Annotated in this window: 19 protein-coding genes and 4 pseudogenes; 16 read left to right on the forward strand and 7 right to left on the reverse strand. The window is 37.4% G+C overall.

The features are described 5' to 3' along the window. The first annotated feature begins 408 nt into the window (after positions 1 to 408). A complete protein-coding gene (locus BN52_RS07095) occupies positions 409 to 1,266 on the forward strand; it encodes an IS982 family transposase (protein ID WP_008473754.1) in 858 nt (285 codons plus the stop codon). Positions 1,267 to 1,335: 69 nt separating this feature from the next. Continuing rightward, entirely contained in the window at positions 1,336 to 1,581 is a 246-nt protein-coding gene (locus BN52_RS07100; RefSeq protein WP_040473474.1) for a hypothetical protein, read from the forward strand. 332 nt (positions 1,582 to 1,913) lie between these two features. Here the strand turns inward: BN52_RS07100 and pyrE are convergent, their stop codons facing one another. Together pyrE and pyrF are read right to left on the reverse strand one after the other, a co-directional pair. Further along, positions 1,914 to 2,537, reverse strand: coding sequence for an orotate phosphoribosyltransferase (pyrE, locus tag BN52_RS07105; RefSeq protein WP_008473756.1), 624 nt, complete (start codon positions 2,535 to 2,537; stop codon positions 1,914 to 1,916). Between the two features lies 1 nt (position 2,538). After that, positions 2,539 to 3,246: an orotidine-5'-phosphate decarboxylase gene (gene pyrF / locus BN52_RS07110; protein ID WP_008473757.1), complete on the reverse strand. Its 708-nt coding sequence runs from the start codon at positions 3,244 to 3,246 to the stop codon at positions 2,539 to 2,541. A gap of 235 nt (positions 3,247 to 3,481) precedes the next feature. Here pyrF and BN52_RS07115 point away from each other — a divergent pair, with 235 nt between their 5' ends. The 9 genes from BN52_RS07115 (at position 3,482) to BN52_RS07155 (ending at position 15,990) form a co-directional block, all read left to right on the forward strand. Beyond that, positions 3,482 to 4,399 (forward strand): dihydroorotate dehydrogenase, encoded by a 918-nt coding sequence (locus BN52_RS07115; RefSeq protein ID WP_008473758.1) that lies wholly within the window; start codon positions 3,482 to 3,484, stop codon positions 4,397 to 4,399. Between the two features lie 186 nt (positions 4,400 to 4,585). After that, positions 4,586 to 5,122 (forward strand): bifunctional pyr operon transcriptional regulator/uracil phosphoribosyltransferase PyrR, encoded by a 537-nt coding sequence (gene pyrR, locus BN52_RS07120; protein ID WP_008473760.1) that lies wholly within the window; start codon positions 4,586 to 4,588, stop codon positions 5,120 to 5,122. A gap of 129 nt (positions 5,123 to 5,251) precedes the next feature. Beyond that, positions 5,252 to 6,208 carry an aspartate carbamoyltransferase catalytic subunit gene (locus BN52_RS07125; RefSeq protein ID WP_008473762.1) on the forward strand — a complete coding sequence of 319 codons (957 nt, stop codon included), beginning with the start codon at positions 5,252 to 5,254 and terminating at the stop codon, positions 6,206 to 6,208. Further along, on the forward strand, positions 6,208 to 7,467 hold the full coding sequence (locus BN52_RS07130; protein WP_008473763.1) for a dihydroorotase: 1,260 nt from the start codon (positions 6,208 to 6,210) through the stop codon (positions 7,465 to 7,467). The genes BN52_RS07125 and BN52_RS07130 overlap by 1 nt, the downstream gene beginning before the upstream one ends. Positions 7,468 to 7,480: 13 nt before the next feature. After that, positions 7,481 to 8,563, forward strand: a complete 1,083-nt coding sequence (gene carA, locus BN52_RS07135; RefSeq protein ID WP_008473764.1) for a glutamine-hydrolyzing carbamoyl-phosphate synthase small subunit — start codon at positions 7,481 to 7,483, stop codon at positions 8,561 to 8,563. Continuing rightward, positions 8,556 to 11,738 carry a carbamoyl-phosphate synthase large subunit gene (gene carB, locus BN52_RS07140; protein ID WP_008473765.1) on the forward strand — a complete coding sequence of 1,061 codons (3,183 nt, stop codon included), beginning with the start codon at positions 8,556 to 8,558 and terminating at the stop codon, positions 11,736 to 11,738. Before carA ends, carB begins: the two co-directional genes overlap by 8 nt. Before the next feature lie 304 nt (positions 11,739 to 12,042). Further along, positions 12,043 to 13,626 carry an ATP-binding cassette domain-containing protein gene (locus BN52_RS07145; protein WP_008473766.1) on the forward strand — a complete coding sequence of 528 codons (1,584 nt, stop codon included), beginning with the start codon at positions 12,043 to 12,045 and terminating at the stop codon, positions 13,624 to 13,626. Positions 13,627 to 13,788: 162 nt separating this feature from the next. Further along, positions 13,789 to 14,643: a zinc ribbon domain-containing protein gene (locus tag BN52_RS07150; protein WP_008473767.1), complete on the forward strand. Its 855-nt coding sequence runs from the start codon at positions 13,789 to 13,791 to the stop codon at positions 14,641 to 14,643. 9 nt (positions 14,644 to 14,652) lie between these two features. Next, a complete protein-coding gene (locus BN52_RS07155; RefSeq protein ID WP_008473768.1) occupies positions 14,653 to 15,990 on the forward strand; it encodes a TcaA 3rd/4th domain-containing protein in 1,338 nt (445 codons plus the stop codon). A 270-nt stretch (positions 15,991 to 16,260) separates the two neighbouring features. Here the strand turns inward: BN52_RS07155 and BN52_RS09910 are convergent. Then, positions 16,261 to 16,409, reverse strand: a pseudogene (locus BN52_RS09910) (IS256 family transposase); the annotation flags it as partial. Between BN52_RS09910 and BN52_RS07160 the strand changes: the two are divergent. After that, positions 16,398 to 16,916: pseudogene (locus tag BN52_RS07160) on the forward strand (hypothetical protein); the annotation flags it as partial. The pseudogenes BN52_RS09910 and BN52_RS07160 sit on opposite strands and share 12 nt — an antisense overlap. A 35-nt stretch (positions 16,917 to 16,951) precedes the next feature. On the opposite strand, the gene BN52_RS07165 reads toward BN52_RS07160, so the two are convergent. Beyond that, on the reverse strand, positions 16,952 to 17,611 hold the full coding sequence (locus tag BN52_RS07165; protein WP_008473770.1) for a Crp/Fnr family transcriptional regulator: 660 nt from the start codon (positions 17,609 to 17,611) through the stop codon (positions 16,952 to 16,954). Between the two features lie 155 nt (positions 17,612 to 17,766). Between BN52_RS07165 and BN52_RS07170 the strand changes: the two genes are divergently transcribed. Both BN52_RS07170 and BN52_RS09915 read left to right on the forward strand, forming a co-directional pair. After that, positions 17,767 to 18,321 carry a hypothetical protein gene (locus tag BN52_RS07170; protein WP_008473771.1) on the forward strand — a complete coding sequence of 185 codons (555 nt, stop codon included), beginning with the start codon at positions 17,767 to 17,769 and terminating at the stop codon, positions 18,319 to 18,321. A 251-nt stretch (positions 18,322 to 18,572) separates the two neighbouring features. Beyond that, positions 18,573 to 18,736, forward strand: a pseudogene (locus tag BN52_RS09915) (helix-turn-helix transcriptional regulator); the annotation flags it as partial. A gap of 30 nt (positions 18,737 to 18,766) precedes the next feature. Here BN52_RS09915 and BN52_RS09920 read toward each other — a convergent pair. The 3 genes and pseudogenes from BN52_RS09920 to BN52_RS07190 form a co-directional block, all read right to left on the reverse strand. After that, positions 18,767 to 19,738 (reverse strand): annotated as a pseudogene (locus BN52_RS09920) (IS256 family transposase); the annotation flags it as partial. Positions 19,739 to 20,156: 418 nt separating this feature from the next. Next, positions 20,157 to 21,482 (reverse strand): MATE family efflux transporter, encoded by a 1,326-nt coding sequence (locus tag BN52_RS07185; protein WP_008473777.1) that lies wholly within the window; start codon positions 21,480 to 21,482, stop codon positions 20,157 to 20,159. Positions 21,483 to 21,647: 165 nt separating this feature from the next. Further along, a complete protein-coding gene (locus BN52_RS07190) occupies positions 21,648 to 22,175 on the reverse strand; it encodes a hypothetical protein (protein WP_008473778.1) in 528 nt (175 codons plus the stop codon). Between the two features lie 349 nt (positions 22,176 to 22,524). Between BN52_RS07190 and BN52_RS07195 the strand changes: the two genes are divergently transcribed. Beyond that, positions 22,525 to 23,253 carry an IS110 family transposase gene (locus tag BN52_RS07195; RefSeq protein WP_008473779.1) on the forward strand — a complete coding sequence of 243 codons (729 nt, stop codon included), beginning with the start codon at positions 22,525 to 22,527 and terminating at the stop codon, positions 23,251 to 23,253. A gap of 305 nt (positions 23,254 to 23,558) precedes the next feature. Then, entirely contained in the window at positions 23,559 to 25,460 is a 1,902-nt protein-coding gene (locus BN52_RS07200; RefSeq protein WP_008473780.1) for a heavy metal translocating P-type ATPase, read from the forward strand. Positions 25,461 to 25,476: the final 16 nt, after the last annotated feature.

Raw genomic sequence — 25,476 nt, forward strand, 5'->3', positions numbered from 1 at the left:
TTTGGAGTCAAGTCCCTAGGGGGATTTGACTCCTTTTTCATTTGTTCTTTACCTTACCGCAAATTATTTTACACTTAGTTTTTGCTGTCTCATTCAAAACTAAAGAAGAAAAAGATGATTCCTAAAATAATTCATTACTGCTAGAAAAGAAATTCCGGAAGAATCTAAAAGATGCATCTTATCAATGAATGGCCAATAGAAAAAAACGAGAATATACAAGTAAATGGCTTTTACCAACTGGAGTCGGCGGACTACTGTATCCACATAGTATTTTTAATTTGGAAAGACTTTTAGATTTAAGCAGGATAGTTGAATACGCGTGGTGCTAGTTAAATCGTTTTAGTTAATAAAAAAGTCCAATCGGACTAGACTTAGTTGTAAAAATTAATAGAAAAGAGTCTGATCTTATTGAACCGCCTTAATCTTAATCGTTTTAGCCACCATTTACAAGTTGGTTTCAAAGATTTAGCTATCATCTGTCGCCATTGGTATCGTTTGTATGCTCCGGCTAATTTCTCAAATCGTCGAAATCTAAAGCAAGCCAAGATTTCCGACAGTCTGCTTCTAGCTTTGCTTATTTGGCAAGCTAAATCAGGCATCGAATCCCAGAGAAGATTTTGCGAAGTCTTCGGCTGTCTGTCTCATTCTCGTTTCAATCGGTATTCGCGTCAGCTGTTGCAATTAATCTGTCTGATACGGCAAGAAATGAACCGAAAAGTCGATCTAAGCGGTCAATTCCTAATCATCGATAGCTTTCCGGTACCTGTTTGTCAGCCGATTCGCAACTATCGCGCCAGAATTTTTCGTGGCTATGCCAATATCAGCTACAAGGCGACCAAGAAAGTCTACTACTATGGCTTCAAAGTTCATGCCATTGTCAGCGATGATGGCTATATCCTTGATTATGCCGTAACCAAGGCATCGGTTCATGATGCCAACGAAATGGTTGAGCTGATGAAAAATGCTCATCCAGCCAATCGCTGTCTTCTTGGCGATGAAGGCTATTTAGGCAAAGAACTGCATCAGCAGCTGAAACAAATGGGCTATGAGCTTTGGACGCCGTATCGTAAGAACATGGCCGGATCAAAGGAGCATAACGATCATCGATTAATGGCGATTCGAAGAACGATTGAAAGCGACTTTTCGCTGTTGACCTATTACAATGCGAAGAACAATCGGGCTCGCAGTCTGACAGGCATCCAAAGTCGATTAGAGATTGCGATATTAACCTATAACTTGGCTTATTGCCTAGAACGATTTAACTAGCACCACGCGTATAATTTGTTAATACCAACAGTGTTACTTATTTTTTTCCTATCGAATTATAGTATGGTTATGTCAGATTTAGGTGCAGCTTCTTGGACAATGAGATTTCACAGTACACCCAATATTCAGAAATATGGTAAAAGTCCTACAGGATTAACAGCAGCTTTAGATTTAATGCATCACTATTATTATCCTGATTATTTGCCAAAAAATGAAGAATTATCGTTGTCTCAAGGAGAAAAAGTATATTTTGACAAAATAGATAAAAGAGTTCATTTGTTTGAACACAAAGTATTACCACATGCAAAACTTTAATTAACTTGGACCTCACCTACAGCGAAAAAAGAGGTTCTACCGATTGTTATGTACAAGAATTCTCAACTATTAATTAATGGAAAAAACAGCATATAACAAAAAATGGAATTGGAATTCCTACAGTTAAAGCAAAAAAAGGGAAAAATATTGCCGTTCTCAGTTATGATATTCCAAAACTGTTGCTAATTTCCTTTGTTATTTCACTAATAGGTTGGATTAGCGTTATTTCGGTTAAATTAGAACGATTTTTCCCAAAAAATAAAACCAATATTTAAAAGAAACCGATAAAAAAGACCCGCCAACAAGCAGGTCCTAAAATAATTATTTAAATACTATTCCCAGTTCCATGGGTCTTCATGCCAAGTCTTTAAAGTTTCATATTGCTCAGGAGTAATTGCTCCTGAGTTTTTTTGTGCCTTTAAAAGTTCAGGATAGGATAATAACGGAGCGAATGGCACACCAGCAGTTTCAAAGTTCTTGTCGGCGTCTGAAAGGTGATAAGTAAAGATTGAACTTACCCCAATAACATTTCCGCCTTCTTTTTCAGTTGCTTGTACCGCTTGTAAGACTGAACCACCAGTAGTGATCAAGTCATCGATCAATACAATTTTATCATTTTCAGAAAAACGTCCTTCAATTTGACGACCTTTCCCATGATCCTTAGGTTTAGGACGAACATAGATCATAGGAAGATTCAATTCATTTGCTACTAAAGCTGCATGAGGAATTCCAGCCGTTGCAACACCGCCAATAACTGTAACTTCTGGGAACTTTTCCTTAATCAAAGCAGCCAAGTCTTTGATGATCCAACTTCTCAAGTCAGGGTAGGAAATAGTTAATCGCAAATCAGTATAAATTGGAGAATGCATCCCACTAGCATAAGTAAATGACTTGTCTGGAGAAATAGTAATAATTTTTTCGGCAATTAATTTAGCAATAATCTTTTCTTGATTCATCTTAGTTGAACTCCTTTTTAATCATGTCGTAAACAGCTTGGGGATCCTCAGCTTGGGTAATTGGACGCCCCACAACGATCGCACTCGAACCCCAAATCTTAGCTTGAGCAGGGGTAGCGATTCGACTCTGGTCATCGTCGGTATTTTGTTGTAAACGAATCCCTGGAGTAACGTAAAGAAAATTATCTCCTACTTTTTCATGCAAAGTTTTGACTTCTAGTGGAGAACAGATGACTCCATCCGCGCCAGCCTTCTTAGCCATTTTTGCCAGTGAAATTACTTGTTCATTCATTGGCAAATCACAATGTTGTTCATTTTTCAAAATTTCATCTGAGATTGAGGTTAATTCAGTTACTGCCAAAAGCTTGGGCACAGGCTGGCCAATTGGTGTTCCAGCAACTAAGCCAGTTTTAGCAGCATAAATCATTTCACTGCCACCCAGTGCATGAACCGTAGTATATTTAATCCCTAAACTAGCAATTTGCTTGGCTCCGTTATATACAGTGTTGGGAATGTCATGCATTTTTAGATCAAGAAAAATGTTGTAGCCTTTCTTAGCTAGGTCAACAACAATCTCTCCACCCAAGTGGTAAAAAAGTTCCATCCCAATTTTGATACTAGTTTCTTTGGGATCACCTAATTGTGCTAATAAGTTATCCAATTCTTCCTTGCTAGCAACATCTAAAGCTACAAATACGGGTTTAGCCATTTTTTCCTCCATGAAAAAAGTCTACACTTGGTCCAGAGATCCAGGCATAGACTAATCCATGTGTAATTTAAGTCTGATTAAACTTGCGGTCTCTCTGTACCGTTTAAAGCTTATGTTTATCCAAAGTTTAGCATCTCTTTTCTAAAAAAACAAGCAGAATAATTTTTTGCAAAAAAGATATTTCAGTGTAAAATAAAGCAAAAATATTGTCGTTGTTATTTTAGGAGCAGAAAAAATGGCAAATATTAAAGTTAATCTACCAGGCCTTTCATTGAAAAATCCAGTTATGCCAGCTAGTGGAACTTTTGGCTTTGGTGATCAGAAATATGCTTTTGATTTAGAAGATTTGGGAGCATTTGTGTTTAAAACCGTTACTCCTCAAGAGGGATTAGGCAATCCACAACCGCAAATTTTCGTCAGTCAAGATTGGATTATGAATTCGGTTGGCTTAACTAATCCAGGTGTCGAAGCAGCAATTGAGACCAAAATGAAACCATTACGCTTGCAGCATCCAAATCTTCCAATGGTAGCTAGCATTGCAGGAGGCACAGAGCAAGATTATGTTGACTTAGCTGAAAAAATTGATCAAGCACAAGTCGTTGATGCCCTTGAAGTTAATCTGTCGTGTCCAAATGTGGCGGAAGGAGGGATGCTTTTTGGCATTAATTCCCAGATTGTTGAACGAGTTATAGCCAACATAAAAAACAAGGTTAGCTTACCAGTCTATGCAAAATTGACTCCTAATGTGACTGATATTGCTGAAATTGCTCGTGCTGCTCAAAGTGGTGGTGCTGATGGTATTTCACTAATCAATACTGTTTATGGTTTGGAAATTGATATTAAAACTCGTAAACCTGTGCTTGGCAACAATGCTGGTGGACTTTCTGGAAAATCGGTTCAACCTTTAGCTTTGCGCATGGTGCATGATGTTTATGAGGCTACCAAATTACCAATCATTGGTATGGGCGGTATCTATTCAGCAGAAGATGTGGTGAAGTTTTTCTTGGCAGGAGCAAGAGCAGTTGCAGTGGGGTCGGCTCATTTTGAAGATCATCAGGCTGCAGTGAAGATAGTTCAGGCTTTACCAGAGTTACTGGCTGAGTTAGGCGTTGATGACATTAATGACTTGGTAGGACAAGTGGAATTTAATTAATCCCAGCAAAACTGTTGACATTTCAGTTACAGACAAGTATATTATTTGCAAACAGACCTTTTAAGTTAGTCCCGTGAGACTAGTAAGGGCAACATAATTAAAAGTTACGCTAACTTTTCTACAAAGCCCCTAGTCTACACAGATCTAGGAGCTTTTTTCATGGGCTGGAAATTGTGGAGGTAAATTATGAGTAAACAAATTTTAGATGAATTAGCAATTAAGCGTGCATTGACTCGTATTACTTACGAAATCATTGAACGTAACAAAGGAACAGAAGATTTAGTTTTGATCGGTATTCAAACACGTGGTGTTTACCTTGCACAAAGAATTCATGATCGAATCGAGCAACTTGAAGGTGTTGATGTTCCTTTTGGGAAAATTGACATTACCTTGTACCGTGATGACCGTCATGATGCATCCCTCAAGCAAGATCCAGTAATCAATGACGAAAAGATCGGTTTTGACATTACTGACAAACGTGTTGTTCTAGTAGACGATGTAATTTTTACTGGAAGAACCATTCGTGCAGCTATGGATGCCTTGATTGATCAAGGGCGTCCAAGCTCAATCGCTGTGGCTGTCTTGGTAGACCGTGGCCACCGAGAACTTCCTATCCGTGCAGACTTTGTCGGCAAAAACATTCCAACTTCTAATACTGAACAAGTAGCTGTTCGTGTTAAGGAAATCGATCAAGAAGATCGAGTAGACATTACAGAACTATAAAACAAAATACCAACCGTTTAATTGACTCCAGAGAGGGCCAGAAGGGTTGTTCTTTTTGTGTAACAGCAAAGACTAGCCTAAACCTGGAGCCAATCAAGCTTCAGGTTATTTTTTAGAAAGAAAAAGGCAATGAATAATTTAACAAATGCAAAACTATCGCATTTCGTAACAATGGAACAATTATCAAAAGATGAAGTTCTAGCTCTTATCGAAAGAGCCGAGTATTTCAAACATGGCGGTAAACCGGAAACACTAGTTAACCCAGCTTATGCCGTAAACATGTTCTTTGAGGATTCAAGCCGGACACATACCAGTTTTGAAATGGCTGAAAGAAAACTTGGTTTGACAGTTTTGCCGTTTGATCCTTCACACTCATCAGTAAATAAAGGCGAAACTCTTTACGACACCTCACTCGTCATGGATGCGTTGGGCGTTGACTTAGCAATTATTCGTCATTCAGAAAACGGGTATTACGAAAAATTAATTCATCCCCGTGCAGACCAACATCTTAATCTAGGAATTGTCAATGCAGGCGATGGCAGTGGTCAGCATCCTTCACAATCAATGCTAGATTTAATGACCATTCATGAGCAATTCGGTAATTTTGCAGGTCTAAAGGTAGCCATAGTTGGCGATATTACTAACTCAAGAGTAGCCAAAAGCAACATGGAAATGTTGACCAAGCTAGGTGCTGAAGTTTACTTCTCAGGTCCAGAATATTGGTACGATCATGCTTTTGACCAATATGGTAAATATGAAGCATTAGATGAATTAGTCGACAAAGTTGATGTCATGATGCTTTTGCGAGTTCAACATGAACGCCACACAGGCGATCCTAACGAAAAAACGTTTGATGCTAAGGCATATCATGAAAAATATGGTATCAATCAGCAACGCTATGATCGGTTGCAAGAACAAACAATTATTATGCATCCAGGTCCAATTAACCATGACGTTGAACTAGCAGGAGAATTAGTTGAAGCGCCAAAATCAAAGTTTTACCAGCAGATGCAAAACGGCGTATTTATGAGAATGGCAATGCTTGAAGCAGTGATGCGTGGACGCGAACTCGGAGGTCTCAAATAATGGCTACAGTAATCAAAAATGGTACGCTTTACAATAATGGTCGCACATTTAAAGCTGATCTTTTAATGGAAGATGGCAAGATTGTGGCAATTGGACAAAATTTAACAGCCGATGAAGTAATTGATGCGACTGATAAATTAGTAACCCCTGGTCTGATCGATGTGCACGTGCATTATCGCGATCCTGGTCAAACCTATAAGGAAGATATTTTAACCGGAAGTCGTGCAGCCGCTCATGGTGGTTTTACCACTGTTGGCGCTATGCCGAATGTAACTCCTGTTCCTAATACGCCTGACTTGATTGCAAAAATGGTTGAAGAAAATCATGAAAAAGGCATCGTTCATATTTTGCAATATGGTCCGGTGACTAATGATGAGGTTACCGATGATATTCCTGATTATGCGGGTTTAAAAGCAGCTGGGGCTTTTGCACTTAGCAATGATGGGCATGGGGTACAAAATGCCAGAACTATGTATCTTGCAATGAAAAAAGCTAAGGAAAACGATCTGCTTATTGCTGCACATGCGCAAGATGATGCACTGTTTAATCATGGCGTCATTAATGAAGGGAAGAAAGCTACAGAATTTGATTTAGCACCAATCAGCGAACTAGCTGAATCAACTCAAATTGCACGGGACCTATTATTAGCAGAAAAAACTGGCGTCCACTATCATATCTGTCATATCTCAACAGCAAGTAGCTTAGAGTTAGTTAGATTGGCCAAAGCTAAGGGTATTAACGTAACTTGTGAAGCCAGTCCGCACCATCTCTTATTAAGCGAAGATAATATCTTAAGCGATGATCCATATTATAAGATGAATCCACCATTGAGATCAGAAGCAGATCGCCAAGCCTTGATAGCGGCTTTAATAGATGGAACAGTTGACATGATTGCTACGGACCATGCCCCTCACGCTAAAAATGAAAAAACAGGTAGTTTTACTAATAGTGCTTTTGGAATCACCGGAAGTGAAACCGCCTTCGCAATGCTTTATACTAAGTTTGTAAGGACAGGGATAATTCCTTTAACCAAACTGCTTTCTTTGATGACTGATCAAGTTGCGGAGAAGTTTAACTTGAAGCATTGTGGATACCTTGAAGTAGGTGAACCAGCCGATATTGCAATTTTTGATCTTAATGCAGACTTTGTTTTTGCCGAAGAAGATTATGAGTCTAAAGGTGTAAACACGCCATTTACTGGTGCAAAAGTTTATGGTCCAACGATTATGACTTTAGTCGCTGGTCAAAAGGTATATTAACGAGGTGAATAAAATGCGATATTTAGTTTTAGAAGATGGTAGCGTATATGCTGGTGAAGGCTTTGGGGCTGAAGTAGATACTGATGGCGAAGTAGTTTTCACTACGGGAATGACTGGTTATCAAGAAGCAATTACTGATCAATCATATGCTAATCAGATTTTGGTATTTACTAACCCGTTAATCGGAAATTATGGCGTTACTCTAGCCGATTTTGAGTCAATTAAACCAGAAGTTAAAGGCGTAATTTGTCACCAAGTGGCAAGAAGACCAGATAATTGGCGGATGCAAACTAGCTTGCCTGATTTTTTAAAGCAAATCGGAGTACCTGGAATTCAAGGAATTGATACGAGAGCATTAGTTAAAAAGCTACGGATTCACGGTACTTTAAAAGGTCGAATCACTGATCATGTTGAAGCAACTGATGAAATTGCTCAAGAATTACAAGCCAAAGATGTCACCAAAGGCATTATCGATGTAGTTTCTACCAAAACGGCGTATCCAGTTCCTGGGTCTAAACGCAATGTAGTCGTGATCGATTTTGGTATCAAACACAGTATTTTGCGTGAACTGGCTAAAAGAGACTGCAATTGCTTCGTGTTGCCATATACTGCAACTGCTCAAGAAGTGCTTAATATGCATCCCGATGGCGTATTACTATCCAATGGACCTGGCGATCCGCTTGAAATGATGGATGCTGCTGCGATGGTACGTGAAATTGAACAAGTGGTACCAGTTTTCGGGATCTGTATGGGGCATCAAGTTTTTGCCCTAGCTAACGGAGCTAAAACTTATAAGATGAAGTTTGGACACCGCGGTTTTAACCATCCAGTTCGTGAAATTGCTACTGGCAACATTGGTTTTACCTCGCAAAATCACGGCTACGCTGTCGATGGTGATTCGATTCCAGATGACTTGATGGTTACTCATGTGGAAGTTAATGACGGTACTGTTGAAGGCTTACGTCACAAACACTATCCTGCATTTTCAGTCCAATTCCACCCAGATGCAACTCCAGGACCACATGATGAAGAATCGCTTTTCGATGACTTTATGGATATGATTGATCAAAGAAAGGAAGCAAAGCAAAATGCCTAAAAGAACAGATATTCACAAAATTATGGTAATTGGATCAGGTCCAATTATTATTGGTCAAGCTGCCGAATTTGATTACTCGGGAACTCAAGCATGTTTGGCTTTGCGTGAAGAAGGTTATGAAGTTGTTTTAGTTAACTCAAACCCAGCAACGATCATGACGGATACAACGATTGCAGATAAAGTGTATCTCGAACCGCTTACTGTTGATTCGCTATCAAGAATCATTCGGCAAGAATATCCTGATGCAATTTTGCCAACTTTGGGTGGACAAGTTGGACTTAATATGGCTTTAGCTTTAGCCAAGACGGGTATTCTTGATGAACTGAACATTGAATTGCTTGGTACCAAATTGAATTCCATTGAACAAGCAGAAGATCGGGAAATGTTTAAAGAGCTATGCCAAAGTTTAGGAGAACCAGTACCTGCTTCCTTAACGGTGCATAAACTCCAAGAAGCACTAGATTTTGCCGATAAAATTGGTTATCCGATCATCGTCCGTCCTGCCTTTACCATGGGTGGTACTGGTGGTGGTATTTGTCACGATCGAGAAGAATTAACTCGTATTTGTAAGAATGGATTGGAATTATCACCGGTAACAGAGTGTTTAATTGAAAAATCAATTGCTGGCTACAAGGAAGTTGAATTCGAAGTAATGCGCGATTCAAGCGATAATGCCATGATTGTTTGTTGTATGGAAAACTTCGATCCAGTTGGCATTCACACAGGTGACTCAATTGTTTTTTCACCATCACAGACTTTGTCTGACAAAGAATATCAAATGTTGCGTGACTGTTCTTTACGTTTGATTAGAGCTTTAAAAATCGAAGGGGGATGCAACGTTCAACTTGCACTTGATCCTGAAAGCTTCAACTACTACGTAATTGAGGTTAACCCTCGTGTTTCTAGATCTAGTGCTTTGGCTTCTAAGGCAACAGGTTACCCAATTGCTAAGATGGCAGCCAAGATTGCAATTGGAATGACTCTTGATGAAATTAAAAATCCAGTAACAGGAACGACTTTTGCAGAATTTGAACCTGCTTTAGACTATGTTGTCTGCAAGATTCCACGTTGGCCTTTTGACAAGTTCCCTAAAGCAGATCGGATGCTTGGAACTCAGATGAAAGCCACTGGTGAAGTTATGGCAATTGGTCGAACTGTTGAGGAAGCAATGCTCAAGGCGGTTCGTTCCTTGGAGATCGATGAAAAAGATCTTTATTCAGAAGAAGCGCATCAAGCTGATGATAGTTTGTTAACCGAAAAATTGGTCAAAGCGCAAGATGATCGTTTGTTCTATCTAGCTGAAGCTTTTAGACGTGGATACAGCATTAATGATTTGCATGAATTGACCAAGATCAACTTCTATTTCTTGGATATCGTTAAGCATTTGATTGAAATTGAACAAGAATTAAGTCAAAACATTGATGATGTCGAAGTTCTGAAGTTAGCTAAAAAATATGGTTTCAGCGATTATACAATTAGTCGAATTTGGCATGAAAATGAAGATGATGTCAGAGATCTCCGCCTCAATCAAGGAATTAAGCCGGTTTATAAGATGGTTGATACCTGTGCTGCCGAATTTGAATCAAGCACGCCATATTTTTATTCTAGTTATGATGAAGAAAATGAAAGTCTTCGGAGCAATAAAAAATCCGTCCTTGTAATTGGTTCTGGTCCAATCAGAATTGGTCAAGGGGTCGAATTCGACTATGCAACTGTGCACTCTGTTAAAGCTCTGCAAAAACTCGGCTATGATGCAATTGTTGTTAACTCCAATCCAGAAACGGTTTCTACTGACTTTTCAATTTCAGATAAACTCTACTTTGAACCTTTAACTTTGGAAGATGTGTTAAATATCTGTGACTTGGAAAATCCAGAAGGGGTTATCGTACAATTTGGTGGTCAAACCTCAATTAATTTAGCAGCAGGTTTAGCCAAACATGGCATTAAGATTCTTGGAACTAGTGTTAATGATCTTAATCGAGCAGAAGATCGTGAGGAATTTGATAAGATCATTAAGGATCTGAAATTAAAACAACCACAGGGTTTAACTGCCACCACCCATGAAGGCGTAATTGAAGCTGCCGAAAAACTGGGTTATCCTGTATTGGTTCGTCCAAGTTATGTTCTTGGTGGTAAGGCAATGGAAATTGTTTATAGCCAGGATGAATTGGAAGAATATCTGCATGACCATGTTGATATAGCTAGCGATCACCCGATTTTGGTTGATGACTATCTTGATGGTAGCGAATGTGATGTGGATGCGATTAGCGATGGAGAAACAGTTTTGATTCCTGGTATTATGGAACATATTGAACACGCAGGCGTTCACTCAGGGGATTCAATGGCAGTTTACCCACCACAAACTTTTAGTGATGAAGTTAAGACCAAAATTGCAGAGACGACTAAGAAGTTGGCTTTAGCTTTGAATTGCAAGGGTATCATGAATATCCAATTTATTGTTCGTGATGGTGAAGTCTATGTAATCGAAGTCAACCCACGTGCTAGTCGTACGGTGCCATTCTTGAGTAAGATTACAGGAATTGAAATGGCGCAAGTAGCTACGAAAGTAATTATGGGTGAGAGTCTTGAAAGCCAAGGCTATGAAGATGGCTTAGCCCCTGAACCTGAATTGATCAGCGTCAAAGCTCCGGTATTTAGCTTTAGCAAGTTAGCAGATGTTGATGCCTACCTTGGACCAGAAATGAAGTCAACTGGTGAAGTAATGGGTAGCGACCTTACTTTTGCCAAGGCCTTATATAAAGCATTCGCTGGTGCACATATGGAATTGCCAGAAAATGGAAACGTCTTGCTTACTATTGAGGATCAGGATAAAGATAAGATCTTACCACTTGCTAAGCGATTCAGTAGCATTGGTTACCGGATTTTTGCAACCGAAGGTACTGCTAAATTCTTGCAAGAACATCAGCTTCATGTCGAACTTGTTACCAAGGTTCATGAAGGTGGCGAAAACAACATTTTAACTGATATGCACAACGATAAGATTGACTTGGTAATCAACACGATGGGGCATGATTTGGAGAAGAATTCGGATGGCTTTATTATTCGTCAAACTGCAATTCAGCAAAATATCCCATTGTTAACCGCACTTGATACTGCAGATGCGCTTTTGACTGCATTGGAAAATCGGTCGTTTGCAACTAGAAGCTTAGCTTAATGTACCTATCACCTAAAAGTAAATTTCGATTTTAGAGACAGCGAAAAGGCTGTCTTTTTTCTTGTCTAGAAAAACCGGTCATAGCTTAATAAAATTAATCAATAATCTAAATATTGACTATAATTAAAAAAGTATTAAAATTTAGTAATCGTAAATAGAAAGTAAACAATAAATAATTCTGAATTATTGATAATAAGGGAAATGATCAACAAATATTAAAACCATTGAATGGAATAAATTTAATATTTATTTTAAATCTCTTTATATCGCTTGTTCAGTAGGTTAGTTAGAGATGGAGAAGGTTATGGTTAATTTTAAATGGATTCTTTCAAAGATCTCGCTGTTTGAAATACTGCTATTGGTAGTATGCCTCATCTGGGGTGGTCTTGAAGGGGTAGCGAATGGTATTGTTCTCGGAAAATTCCCAAGTTTAGCAGTTGCGACTACAAGTCAAAGAATGCATTTCTTAATATTTGCAATTTTTATCTATGTATTTACCTATACTGGCTTGTATGTAGAGCAATTGTTGTTAGCTAATATTCGAAAAAAATTGCGTATAAAGCTAAAAGAAGCAATGCTTATTGGGAGTTTTAACGATCAAGAAGATACCAATACTAGCATAAATCGCATCAGCAATGATGCGATTCAAATCGATAACAATTATTTCAGCGTTATCTTTGCTATTATTCAATCAATCGTAGCTGCTATTATTTCTTCAATCTATGTATTTAAAGTAAATGTTATTATGGCGATAATATTTTTATTGTTTTCACTGTTAACTACTTTACCAATGATTGTTGGTAAGAAAAGTTTAGCAAAAGCTGGTGCAAGATGGAGCAAAGCTAGCGATCAATTGCTAGCTACTGCTAATGATTGGATTAGTGGCGCCTTGGATATAGTACAGTTTAATAGAGAACGTTACTTTTTCAGAAAAGTAAAGAATCGCTTGCAAACAACAGAAGGGACTTTATTTACTCAAGAAAAAATTAATTGGTCTATTCAGTACTTCAGTTGGTTAATAACAGTCATTAATTTAGTGGGGCCGTGGGCAATTGGTTTTTGGCTAATGTCATATAATTTATATGGAATTACGGTTAGCGTGCTTCTTAGCTTGACGTTAACTGCCAATAATGTTGTCCAAAACATTAGAGCTGTTATGTCCTACTGGTCAGCTATTTCAACTACTGAAGAATTTCGTCACCTATCTGAGCATTTATCATTAAAAGCTGAAGTTAAAGAAAAATTACCTGATGACAATCTCCAATTTAAAAATGTATCATTTGCATATGGAGATCATAATATACTTGCTCATACTAATTGGCAGATTAACAATCATCAAAAAATTGTTCTAGTAGGTAAGTCTGGACTAGGTAAATCTACAGTCTTGAATCTAATAAGTTCAAGGTTAAAGCCTAACGAAGGTCAAGTGTTGCTAGGAAAGCAAGAGCTAAAACCGACTGATCTTACCTATGTGTCTCAAACACCTTGGATTTTTTCAGGTACAGTTAAAGACAATATTACTTTAGGTGATGAGATAGCAGATAATAAGCTTGAATTGATTTTAAAAAAATTAGCTTTGTGGGATGAATTAGGTCCTGATCCACTTCAACGAAAGATTGATGCTAATAGCAAGAATTTATCTGGTGGACAATTGCAAAGAATAGCTGTTGCACGTGCCTTGTTACATCTAAAGCCAATCGTTCTTTTAGATGAAATTACTGCCAATGTTGATAACGATAATGCTATCAGAATCAGAAAATTATTGTATGAAACAAATGCAACCATAGTTGAGGTAGCTCATCATTTGGATCAAGCTTTAATCGAAAAGTATCATTTTGCAGTTTATACCATTGAGAATCAAACTATAACGCTTTTAAAAACGTATTAATCAAGCATGTAAATAAGATAACCAAGCAAAATTCTATTAGATCACTTAATACCATGATTTAATAGAATTTTTTGCTTTTCGACTTCTTTATAGTACAGATTTAATCACGGTTTTGATAAACTAATAAGTAAGGAAATACTTAAAAAATGGAGGAAAAGAATAATGAAAGTTTGTCCAAAATGTGGTTCTGAAATGGGAGCAGACGTTAACTTTTGTACCAACTGTGGAACTAATATCCAAGACGTTCCGGTAACTGTTGATGAAAAAACAGCTACGACAGCAAAAGAAAGTGAGACAGCTGAAACTGAAAGACCGATTACTAGAGCGGAATATCAACAACAAGGAGAAAGCGACGCTTCACAAGCTGCGAATTTCTTTAAGGAAAAAGGCGAAGTGGATGAAGCGGAAGTTTATCACCCTGCAAACATCTGGGATTGGTTAACTTACTCATGGAAAAATCCAATGAAAGAACAAGTTGCGGAATCTTGGTATGGCTGGGCTACGCTTTTGGTAGAAGACTTGCTATTCATTATCGGTATGGCAAGCGGTTCTTCAAGAGTAATGGGGATGTTTAATTCTGGCTATAGCATGATGAATGGCATGCAAATTCCATATATTCCATTTTTCATTTATTTGTTAATCATTCAAGCAGCATGTTTTGGCGTATACTACTTAGGATATAAGTTTATCTATGGGTCAGTTCGTCAATTTAACGATTTTGTAAACCATATGATGCAAGTAAGCAATCTTAATGCCATTTTTATTGTTCTGGCTTTTATCTTCATGCTAATGGTAAACCCAATTTTGGTTGGTATCATGATTTTCTTAATTCTTACTGTATGGACTGCATCATTCCAAGTAGTATTATTGGGCGATCCTAATCCAGTTCATGATAAGTTCTATAGCTACTTAGTATTGCAAGTGATTTTTGCCCTTGCCTTTACTTTAATTTTTGCAGTCATCGGTTGGGGAATCGTCGGCAGTACTTTGGGAATGTTCGGTCGTTTTGGGATGTAGGTGAATAAGATGGCCAATGCAAAATATTGTCCTAAATGTGGGACGCCTGTCAAACCTACAGATAAGTATTGTGGGAAATGTGGCAATCATTTACAGCAACTCAAACCCAAGCCTGCACCGAAACCACGTAAGCCAATGTCGAAGAAAAGCAAAATAATGTTGTTCGGTGGCTTAGCAGTCTTACTGGTTTTATTCGGCTTATATAACATAGGAAAGTCACGGTTTTCTCGAGAGAATCAAGTCTCAGCTATCATTACTGCTCTTAAGAATCCTTCTGAGGATTTAACGCCATATGTAAAAATTGATGATACTCGCGCAGTGGTAAACAAAGATACCCTGAAATCGATTCAAAAATACTACGAAAAGCGGAGACAAGAAGCTAACAATTTGGATTCAGAAACCAATCTTAATCTGATTGCCTCAGGTCGCAAATGGCTTATTTATCCTAAATATGTGCTAAAACTAGATACGTATTCGCCTAAGGTGCTATCTAATCATGCCAACTCTGAAATATATTTAGACGGCAAAAAAGTTGGCACAGTTGTCAAAGATGGTGAAAGCTATAGCCAAACTTTATCCCATGTGATTCCAGGGCAACACGAATTAATGGTCAAGTTCAAAGCCAATGGTAAAAACTTAACCACTGAGCGGACTGTTAATATTTGGTCGAATGAAAGCATTAATTTAGGTATTGAAACCATCTCATTTACGGTTCAAAGCGTACCTAATGGAACAGTTTACTTGAACAATAAACCGGTAGGAAAATTGAATTCCGATGGTATAAAGGTATTTAAAGATTATCCAACTAATACGGAATTGAATCTTTATGTTGCTTCTAGCTTTAATAAGCAAAGGATTCGATCACAACGAGTAGAAAATCTAACGTCAACTATTCGTAATGATGAATACAGCCATTATATTAGTAATTTTGATGATCTCGGATCTGAAGAAGCATCGACTACTGTCTATGAAAAAGATGATCAGATCTTTGTTACGCCAATTTGGAAAGGGATGATCACGGAAGATGAGGCGAGCGATTTGCTTGAGGCGTCTTTCGGAGGGCCATCTTCTGATGATTTTGTGAATGGTTCAAGCAATAAGGATTATCAAGCCTTGAAAAAGCAAGCTGATGCTCTTGATGATGATGATAACCTTGATGATTTTTTAGTTGAAGTCAAAATTAAGCGAATCCGTCCTGCAGGCGACAATTACTCTAGTGTTGACTATGCGATTGTCTTCCATTATGAATATGGTGATAATGAAAAGACAGTTACTCACAATTATCAAAATGCCATCTTCTACTATGAAGATGATGAACAGAAACTGCAATTATTCGGTAAAGAATAGCTAATTATAGGGATTGATCAATAACGATCAGTCCTTTTTTCGTTATTAATTATCATTCCCATTTGTACATAAAATAGACGATGATGTTTTATTGCTAGTATTGGTTCATAGAACTATCTAACAAACACAACTAAAAGCAATATTGTTAAAATAATAAGTAAAAAATATATATTTTTATATAAATACAATTTATGTCTATATAGATTGAGAAACTGTCAAATCTTTTGTGTAAATAGATTTTTCTCATAGATCGATTTTTTAATCTTTTATTTAATCAAAGTAGAATTCTAAGGTATCCTGAACCTGACCAAGGCCTTTGTGGATTCGATTGAAATAGCGTTCGTTGTAGCTCATTGCCTGAATGCCAATAAAAGTATAAGCAACTGTTCAGTTGGAAACTCTGCTTTAGGCTTAGCTTTACTAAGGAAGGCTATATCATGCGCATTATTAATGATAAAGATGCGTCAAAGATTTATGTTGATAAGTCCAACTATAAGAAATTAGTTAAAAATATCACGCCTTCGAAGAAAGCAAAAACCATTAGTCCTAAAAAGGTTCAAAAAGTTAAGTTTAGAATTGAAAAAGTTCTTAACGTTAAGGGCCGCGGTACTGGTGCACCAGTATATTTGGTTGCTTCTAAGGATAAGAAATATTCTAGTTGGACTACTCAATCTGGTTTGCAATACCATTACTTAAATAGTAAAGTAATGAAGAATGTGAAAAAACTACTTATGAGAATTGCTAATAGATTGAATACTAGTCTTAAGAAAGCAAACAGCAAGCGGAACTTTAATGCTGCTATGAAGGCTGCTAAGGAGTTGCATGGTAATCAAAGAAAGTTTGTTTTACGTTCATTGAAACAATTAAAAAAAGATGATTCAATGAGCATGGGTGAAACTAATCTATTAATTTTTGGTTTGCAATAAAATAAATAAGCTCAGCATCTGCTGGGCTTTATTTTTTACATAATTAATCTTTCCATCTTAATCCAGCGTCCATGCACTTCAATTTTGCCATCTTTTTCTAGTTCTTTTAACTTACGGCTAAATGTCTCCGGTGTAATTCCCAAATAGCTGGCTAAGTCCTTTTTCTTCAGTTCTAATTTAACTTCATTTTTACCTTGTTCATTGGCCAAGTCATTTAGGTAAGCCAATATCCGTTCTTTGGCATCTAAAGTATTTCTAAGCACTGAATTGTGTTCAATTGCCACTAATTTTTCACCGAAATTATTTAAAAGCTTCAATGATAAATCCGGTGTTTTTTGCAAAAGGTTTTGAAAATCAGCACGATTAATTGAGCATACCCAGGTGTCCTCCACAGCTTCAACAAAATTTTCACTTTCGCTTTGTTTGAATAAATGTTGCTGACCTTCGATATCACCTTTTTTGAGTATACCTAGCACAACTTCTTTACCATCTTTTGATAGATTGTAGACTTTTGCTTTTCCCTGATCGATGACAATCATGCCATCTTTGCCGTCGTCAGGTTGCCTAATGATACTTCCTTTAGGAAATTTTTGTTGGTGTTCGGAGACGGTTACTAGTTTTTCTTTTAATTCAATTGGTAAATCAGTAAAAAGAGCTGCTTTGCTTAAGCAAGTAATTGGTGAATATTTTGTCATAAAAATCATCTTTTCTAAAATTCTTGATTTAAATCAATTTTATCATAATAGCTTCTTATTACAATTAATTACGATAAGTGTTGAGACAACAAATTATTACTCAAAGATTGTATGATGAATTTGAAAGCATCAGAGAATAGAGAGGAATTATTAAGATGAAAAAATATATTGCACACATTACCCCATTAAATGCAGATAAGATCGGTTGCGAAGCTCATGGCACCGCTGAATTTACTGAAGATGGCGACAAGCTTCATGTCAAAGTAGAAATGTTCGATACTCCTAAGAATATTGAACACTGGGAACACTTCCACGGCTTTCCTGATGGTAAGGAAGCTCATGTTCCAACTATGGCTCAGGATAAAAATCATGATGGTTTCATTGATTTACCAGAAACTGAAGAAGTATCAGGTACAACCATGGTGCCATTAGATGATGCGCCACAAGACATGAACATCCCTCACGATGGTTATCCTGTTGCAGACGAAAACGGTCATTACGAATACGAAATTGATATTCCATTGGAAAAATTACAAGCTAAGTTCAAGGATGCCTTTGGCACTGAAGATCTTCAATTAGATAAACGTGTAGTTTATGTACATGGTGTACCAAAGGATCTTAAATTGCCTGACACCGTTGGTGGTTGCGTAATGAGCTATGATGCGCATACAACTTTGCCAATTGCTGCAGGTAAGATTGAAAAAGCTTAAAGTGAATTTAATGCAAAGTATTTTTTTGAAGATTTCGTGGTTAATTTGTTACTTAGATTACCGCGTATTTTACCTTTAGCGGAAAAATGATGCCGGCAATGGACTGGGATGGCAGGAACAATGCTAGCTGAAGCGATTGTTTCTTTCGTTTATTGTTTGATTAATAAGAAAAAAGCTTAATAAAAAAGCCCGAAATTTGTAGTGCGGTACAATTTCGGGCTTTTTTGATTGGTAGCTGATAAGGATGGGTCCAGGAACAATTAGCTAAGAAAGTTGATGTTTCAAGACAGACAATCTCGGTGATTGAAAAAGGTAATTACAATCATCGGTTAATTTGTGTATTAAAATTTGTCAGGCACTAGATAAGACTTTAGATGATCTGTTTTGGCCAGAAACTGTCAAATCTTTTGTGTAAATAGATCTTTCTCATAGATTGATTTTTTATTTAGTCAAAGTAAGATTCTAAGGTGTCCCGAACCTGACCAAAGCCTTTGTGAATTCGGTTGAAGTAGCGGTCATTGTAACTCATTGCTTGGATGCCAATAAAAGTATCAAGCGACTGTTCAGTTGGAAACTCTGCTTTAGGCTTAGCCTTGCGCTTAATGACGTTGTTAAAAGATTCAATCATATTGGTAGAGCAAATTGAAGCTCTTATCTGCTTAGGATGATTATAGAAGACCAGCAGGTCCGGCTCGATGTCTTTCAGGTTCCTTATGACATGATTATAACTCTTGTTCCATTTGGTATAGAAGGCATGCAATACATCAATAGCAGCTACTTTATTGGCTTGCTGGTGAATCTGCTTGAATTCATTCATAGTTGCCTCGCGATCCTCCACGCGTACTTTAGCGCAGATATTACGCATGACATGAACCAAGCAATGCTGGAAATGAGCTTGAGGATAGGTCTTTGCCAGTGCTGTCTTCATGCCCACAACGCTATCTGAAAGAAAAAGCTCTACTTGCTCTAAGCCGCGAGGCTTCATGCTTTGGAGCAGCTCCGTCCAGACTTCAATGTTTTTATTGGGTGCAATACAGTAGTCGATAACTTCCTTGTGGCTATTAGGTTTGATACCAATGGCAATATAAATAGCTTCACGTTCAAAAGTTTCTCGGCGCAGAAGAACTTATCACTGAGTTTGCGCTGATGATAGGCCTCAAACTTTTGGAATCATCTGCTTGGAGATGTTAGATACCAGAGCTGGACTGTAATGGCTACCATACATCTTTTCAATCAAGTCGGCTATTTCTCTGGTGGTTATGCCTTTGGAATATAGCTTGATAATCATACTTTCCAAAACATCGGAGTGCTGCTTGTAGTCAGGCAGCGTGTTCTGATGAAACAGGCCGTTGCGGTCTCGTGGCACTTGGATTTCATTCTCGCCAAACTGCGTTTCAACCTTGCAAAAATAAACACCATTGCGTGAATTACCTGTATTCTAGCCAGCTCTGGCATAAGGATCATAGCCTAAAAACGCAGTCAGTTAAGCTTTCAATAGGTCATTAACTGCTTGCTGGAGTTCTTTGCGCAATAAATCATTAATTTTGTCTTGATTGAATAGAGCTTGTATCGTATTTTTGGTAAAATCATTCATGAAGGAGTTCTTCTTTCTGTATGTTTTTTTGTTTAAACCAATCATACGAGAAAGGAACTCCTTTTTCTAATATTTTAATAAATTAATTTAAGGAATCATCCATCCTTACACAAACTATTTTACAGTCTCCTAAAAAACGACAGGGTGTGGTTACACAATACCTGTCGTTTTTGCTTCCCAATATGGAATTAAAAATCTCATAGCTATGTATTGTTGAAGTTGAGCTACGGGATTGAAGTTATTATTTGTTTTTTTCAAAAGATAGGTTGCGATAAATCAAATATCCGACTATCCAAGTCAAAATATCACTCATTGCTTGAGCCCAAACAATCCCATGATAGCCAAGCATTTTTTCTAAAACAAAGAGTGAGATGAAGTAAAAAATACCTTGACGCGTAATAGCCATAATTAGTGCACCCCAAGCATTGCCAATAGATTGAAAGACTGTAGTATATACTAAAATAATACCAACAATTGGGGTAGTCACAAGGCAAGCAATTAACATATAGCTACCAGCGTTCACAATTTCTGGCTGATTCATGAAAAGCGCAGTAATTGGTCGTGAGAAAATGATCAACAAACCGCCACTGACGATTGCGTAAACCACTTGAACCAAGATATCAAATCGTAAGATTGCGCGAAGTCGTTCCCAATTTTTAGCACCATAGTTGTAACCGATCAATGGTTGCGAACCAAACGCAAAACCAACAATTACCAGGATTACAATACTGTAAATCTTTTGCGTAATTCCCATGGCTGCTACTTGGTTGGCACCATAAACTGCGAGGGAGCTATTAAGAAGCGTCATCCCAAAAGTTTGAGCAAAATTGGTAATCGAACTTGGAATTCCAATCGCAATGATATCCCTGATCGACTTGCCGTCGATCTTTATCAATCGTGGACTTAAACTTAGATATTTCGATTTGGTTAATAAGAAATAGAAAAGCAGAATATCTGTCAATAGATATCCTAAGATGTTAGCAATTCCAACACCAGTTGCTCCCATTTTTAGTGAAAATAGGAAAATTGGATCAAGTATAATTGCTAATACCGTTCCACTAATAGTTGAGATCATCGCATCAAGAGCCAATCCTTCAGTTCGCAACAGATTTTGTGGAACTAAAGAACAAATAATTGCTACTGCTCCGATAGCTATCACGCGGTAAAAATCAGCTGCATCTGCGTAGGTGCTAGTCTTAGCCCCCATCATTAACAAGATTGGGCGCTCAAAGGTGAGCAAGAGGGCGCTAGTTATCACTCCTGAAATGATACCTAAATAGATACAAAAACTACTTACCCGCTTACTTAAATCATAATTTTGTTCTCCAAAAAGACGTGAGATTAAGGTACTCCCACCTAATCCAAAAATGTCTGCCAGAGCAATTAAAAACATTGATAGCGGTGCTGAAATAGTAATTCCAGCTACTAAATTTGCATCCCCAGTCTTGGCTACGAAAAAGGTATCGGCCAGATTATAAACCATAGTGGTAATCATACCCAAAACTACCGGTAATGCTAATTGAAAATATACTTTCTTTATTGGTGCTTTGGCAAATAATTCATTCATGTATTATCCTATTCTATCTACAATGTTTTTTGAACAAGACTGTTTTAAAAAATTTAATAGCTAATTATTAGTATGGTATTGATATCTTTATAGTATCAGACAAAATAAAGCCTAACATATATTACTATATATAGTGGTGGTATCTTTACATACTACAATATATAGTTAAGAAAGATAATCTAATTCTTGTAAGACTCTATCATCTGGATACCACCCAAAATCTTTTAGTATATTTATTATGGCATTTACTGAATTGATTTCTTGCTTATCGAATGCAATATTGGCTCGCTTGCGGTCATAGACTAAAGTACTAGTAACTGAAAGCAATGAATTATAATAGGAATCTGGTCCATCATAACTATCAAGAAATTCAGCTAAATTGGTTATATATGTAAGTTGAAGTTCAGTAATTTGGTAAGCTGAGGGTTTAAACTTTTTGAAATCACTAATATTACTTTTGATTTTTGTTAAATTTGGTACTTGTACAAGATTTTTTGGATGAAAAGCCTTGTAAATACGTTTTTTAGCTTCCATAAGTTCAGCATCAAGTGACCTTGCTTGAAAAAAGATTTCAATTTGCCGACTAGCATCAGTATTATTCTTATATAAGTTGACTAATAAATCTTCGATATCTTCATGTTGACTTTTTCGAATTGCATGGCGTAATTCTTTTATAGTTAGATTTTTTCTCATTGTAACTCCTCGTATTATATAAATTAAATCTGTGTTAATTTTCAATTTTAGTTTGTCTATTCGATCATCAGGTGCTAGTTTCTAATTGTCATTGACTTTGGTCAATTGGTATAGGTTTTTCGACCTTGTAGCTCTGTCTACTTAAGGAGTCTGCCGCCCAAGCAGTTTTACTAATGGCTTACTCACATGCTGTATCGATTCTGGCTATTACTGATTCAGAGCAGTTTCAGTCGCAGCTTTTTAGCTAAAACCTATGAATACTTATATCTTGCTTAGAAACTGTAATTAGGGACTAACACGTGGTGATCGATCTATGACCAAATATTTGCTAGAAAGGAGGCCATTTTCAATGAAACTTTTTATCGGAATCGATGTCAGTTCCAAAGACCTTCAAGTCGCTATTACTGACTCTGAAAACTATCAAAAGCCTATTATCAATCGGTCTTTTTCCAATGATTTAATTGGCGCTAATGAGGTCAAGAAGATCATTCTTCAACTAGCTGAACAAAACAGCTACGATAAAGTAATCATCGGTATGGAAGCTACCTCTATCTACAGCTTTCATACCGATGATTACTTCTTCGCTAACGATCAAGGCCTGCAAAAGCTCAATCTTGAAACCGATGTAGTCAATCCTAGAGATACCAAGCGCTTCCACGATACTTTTGGAGAGAACAAGAACGATCCTCTCGATGCCTACTATATTGCGGAATACCTGCGCTTTGGCAAGTACCGCGTCACTATCGCTCGCCAAGAGCAATACTTGGCTCTCCAGCGCTTAACGCGGACCAGATATGACGTTATGGCTTCGCTCACTAGGGCCAAGCAGCACTTCATTGAAGCTCTTTACTATTGCTTAAACAAACTGGTTACCGTTGACAAAGACGGCATTAAAACCTCCGTCTTTGGCGCAACGATGATGTCGATTGTCACCGACAGTAAAACCATTGACGAAATAGCCAACATGCCCATCGAAGACCTGATCGACCATCTTCAAACCAAAGGATTCAAAAAGATTGCCATTGCTTCTATAAGCGGACTGATCAGAACGATCTACGCTCTAATCGTGAATGATTAAGAATACGATTACAACGTAGCCAAGCAAAATAAAAAACGGCTTTTGTCACAATGGACTGACCAGCTTGATTATAAACCCCAGCTCGCCAAAAGACCATAGTCTGCGGGCTTATTTGTCGTGGACTTGAATGAAAATAAATCGGCCCTATTCTAAACGGCTCAAGAAATATTGATAAAAAATTCAATTAAAGAGCCTATCACTCTTGACTTTACGTAGAAAAAGATACTAGTATCTTGATAACAGTCAAGTCACCTAAATTGTTTTTTACCTATAATGTGTAGTGTCAAGAAAGGAAGAGGTAAAAAATGATTAAGTTACAACAATTTTTTATGAGGTACAAAAAGCAGCTTTTGCTTGTTAATACTATTCTGCTGTTGCTTGCTGAAGGATCTAAATGGCTATTGCACATGAATTTACCATACCAGGCTTTAATGCTTATCGCGGGGATTGTCGGAGTGCTTCCAATTGCTTTGACGGCTATTTCATCTTTAAAGGTTAAATTAATTTCTATTGATGTTTTAGTATCGTTGGCGGTAATCGGTGCCTTCATTATTGGTGAATTTAATGAAGCAGCCATTGTTACTTGGCTATTCATGTTAGGAGATGTGTTGGAAGAATTAACTTTAAGAAAAACTCGGTCAGCCGTCGCTGATTTGACTCAAATGGCACCCCGAACTGCGTTAGTTATTCAAGATGATGGCTCAACTGAGAAAGAAGACATCGATTTCATTGATCCTGGTGAAAAGATTTTAGTTAAAACTGGTGATCAGGTTCCAGTCGATGGCAAGGTTATTTCAGGTTCTGGTTATCTTGATGAAGCCAGTGTTAACGGTGAATCTAAATTAGTTAATAAAAAAGTCGGTAATGAAGTATATGCAGGAACTATCCTTGAAAACGGTACATTGACTGTCGAAACTACCGCAGTCGGTGAAGATACGACTTTCGGTAAAATTATCGAAATGGTTGAAGAAGCACAAGATACAAAGTCACATACAGAAAAGTTAATTAACCGGTTTTCCAAATATTACACTCCCGCCGTACTTATAATTGCAATTGTTGTAGGTTTAATTACTAAAGACCTTAGGCTGGCTATTACAGTTATGGTGCTGGGCTGCCCAGGTGCTTTAGTTATTGGTGTGCCAGTATCTACAGTTGCTGGTATCGGTAATGGTGCTAAAAATGGCATTATATTTAAAGGGTCGCAAGTGATGGACCAAACTCATCGGATTGATGAAATTGCTTTTGATAAAACCGGCACTTTGACTGTTGGACATCCAGAAGTTAGTGCAATTGAGGTATTAAATGGGCCCAAAGATGAAATTATTAAATTAGCTGCTCAAATTGAGCGTCAAAGTAACCACCCCTTAGCTCAGGCAATTGCCAAATTAAATAAACAAAAGCCAGCTTCAATTAAAGTGGAAACTGTTAAGGGTAAGGGAATCATCGCCACTTTAAATAATCAAAAATATTATTTAGGTAACCAAAAATTAATTGTTGAAAATACTCGTGCCAATGCAAAATTGGGTGAAACAATTGATCATTTGAGTCAATTAGGTAATTCAATTGTCGCTTTTGCCAATGAGGACCAAAGTAAATTAGCTGTTTTTGGCATTAAAGACCAATTGCGCCCAGAAGCTAATGATGCTTTAACCCACTTAAAAGAATTAGGGGTTAAGAAGCTAGTGATGCTTTCTGGAGACAATCAAGAAACTGCCGAACAAATTGCGGCGAAGTTGCCAATCGATGAAGTTCATGGTCAAATGTTACCACAATACAAGGCTGCTTTTGTTAAAAAAGAAAGAGCTAAGGGACACCATATTGCTTTTATTGGTGATGGGATCAATGATAGTCCGGCCTTAGCTAATGCTAATGTTGCAATTGCCGTTGGTAGTGGGACGGATGTTGCCATTGAGGTTTCAGACATAGTTTTAGTTAAAAATGACTTGAGGAAGATCGCTTATGCCCTTAGCTTATCCAAGAAGACAATTTTGAACATGAATGAAAATATTGTGATGGCTTTACTGACAGTCTTATTGTTGTTCATCGGTTTGTTTGCGGGTTATGTTGAAATGGCAAGTGGAATGTTTATTCATGAATTTAGTATCTTAATTGTTATCTTGAACGGGATGAGATTAATCAAATTTCAACAAAAAATTGACGATCATCAAGTTTATAATCAACAAAATAAAGTAGCATTAGATATGTAAATTAATAAGGAAGGGT

Source organism: Lactobacillus gigeriorum DSM 23908 = CRBIP 24.85, from assembly GCF_000296855.1.
GTDB classification, from domain to species: Bacteria; Bacillota; Bacilli; order Lactobacillales; family Lactobacillaceae; genus Lactobacillus; species Lactobacillus gigeriorum.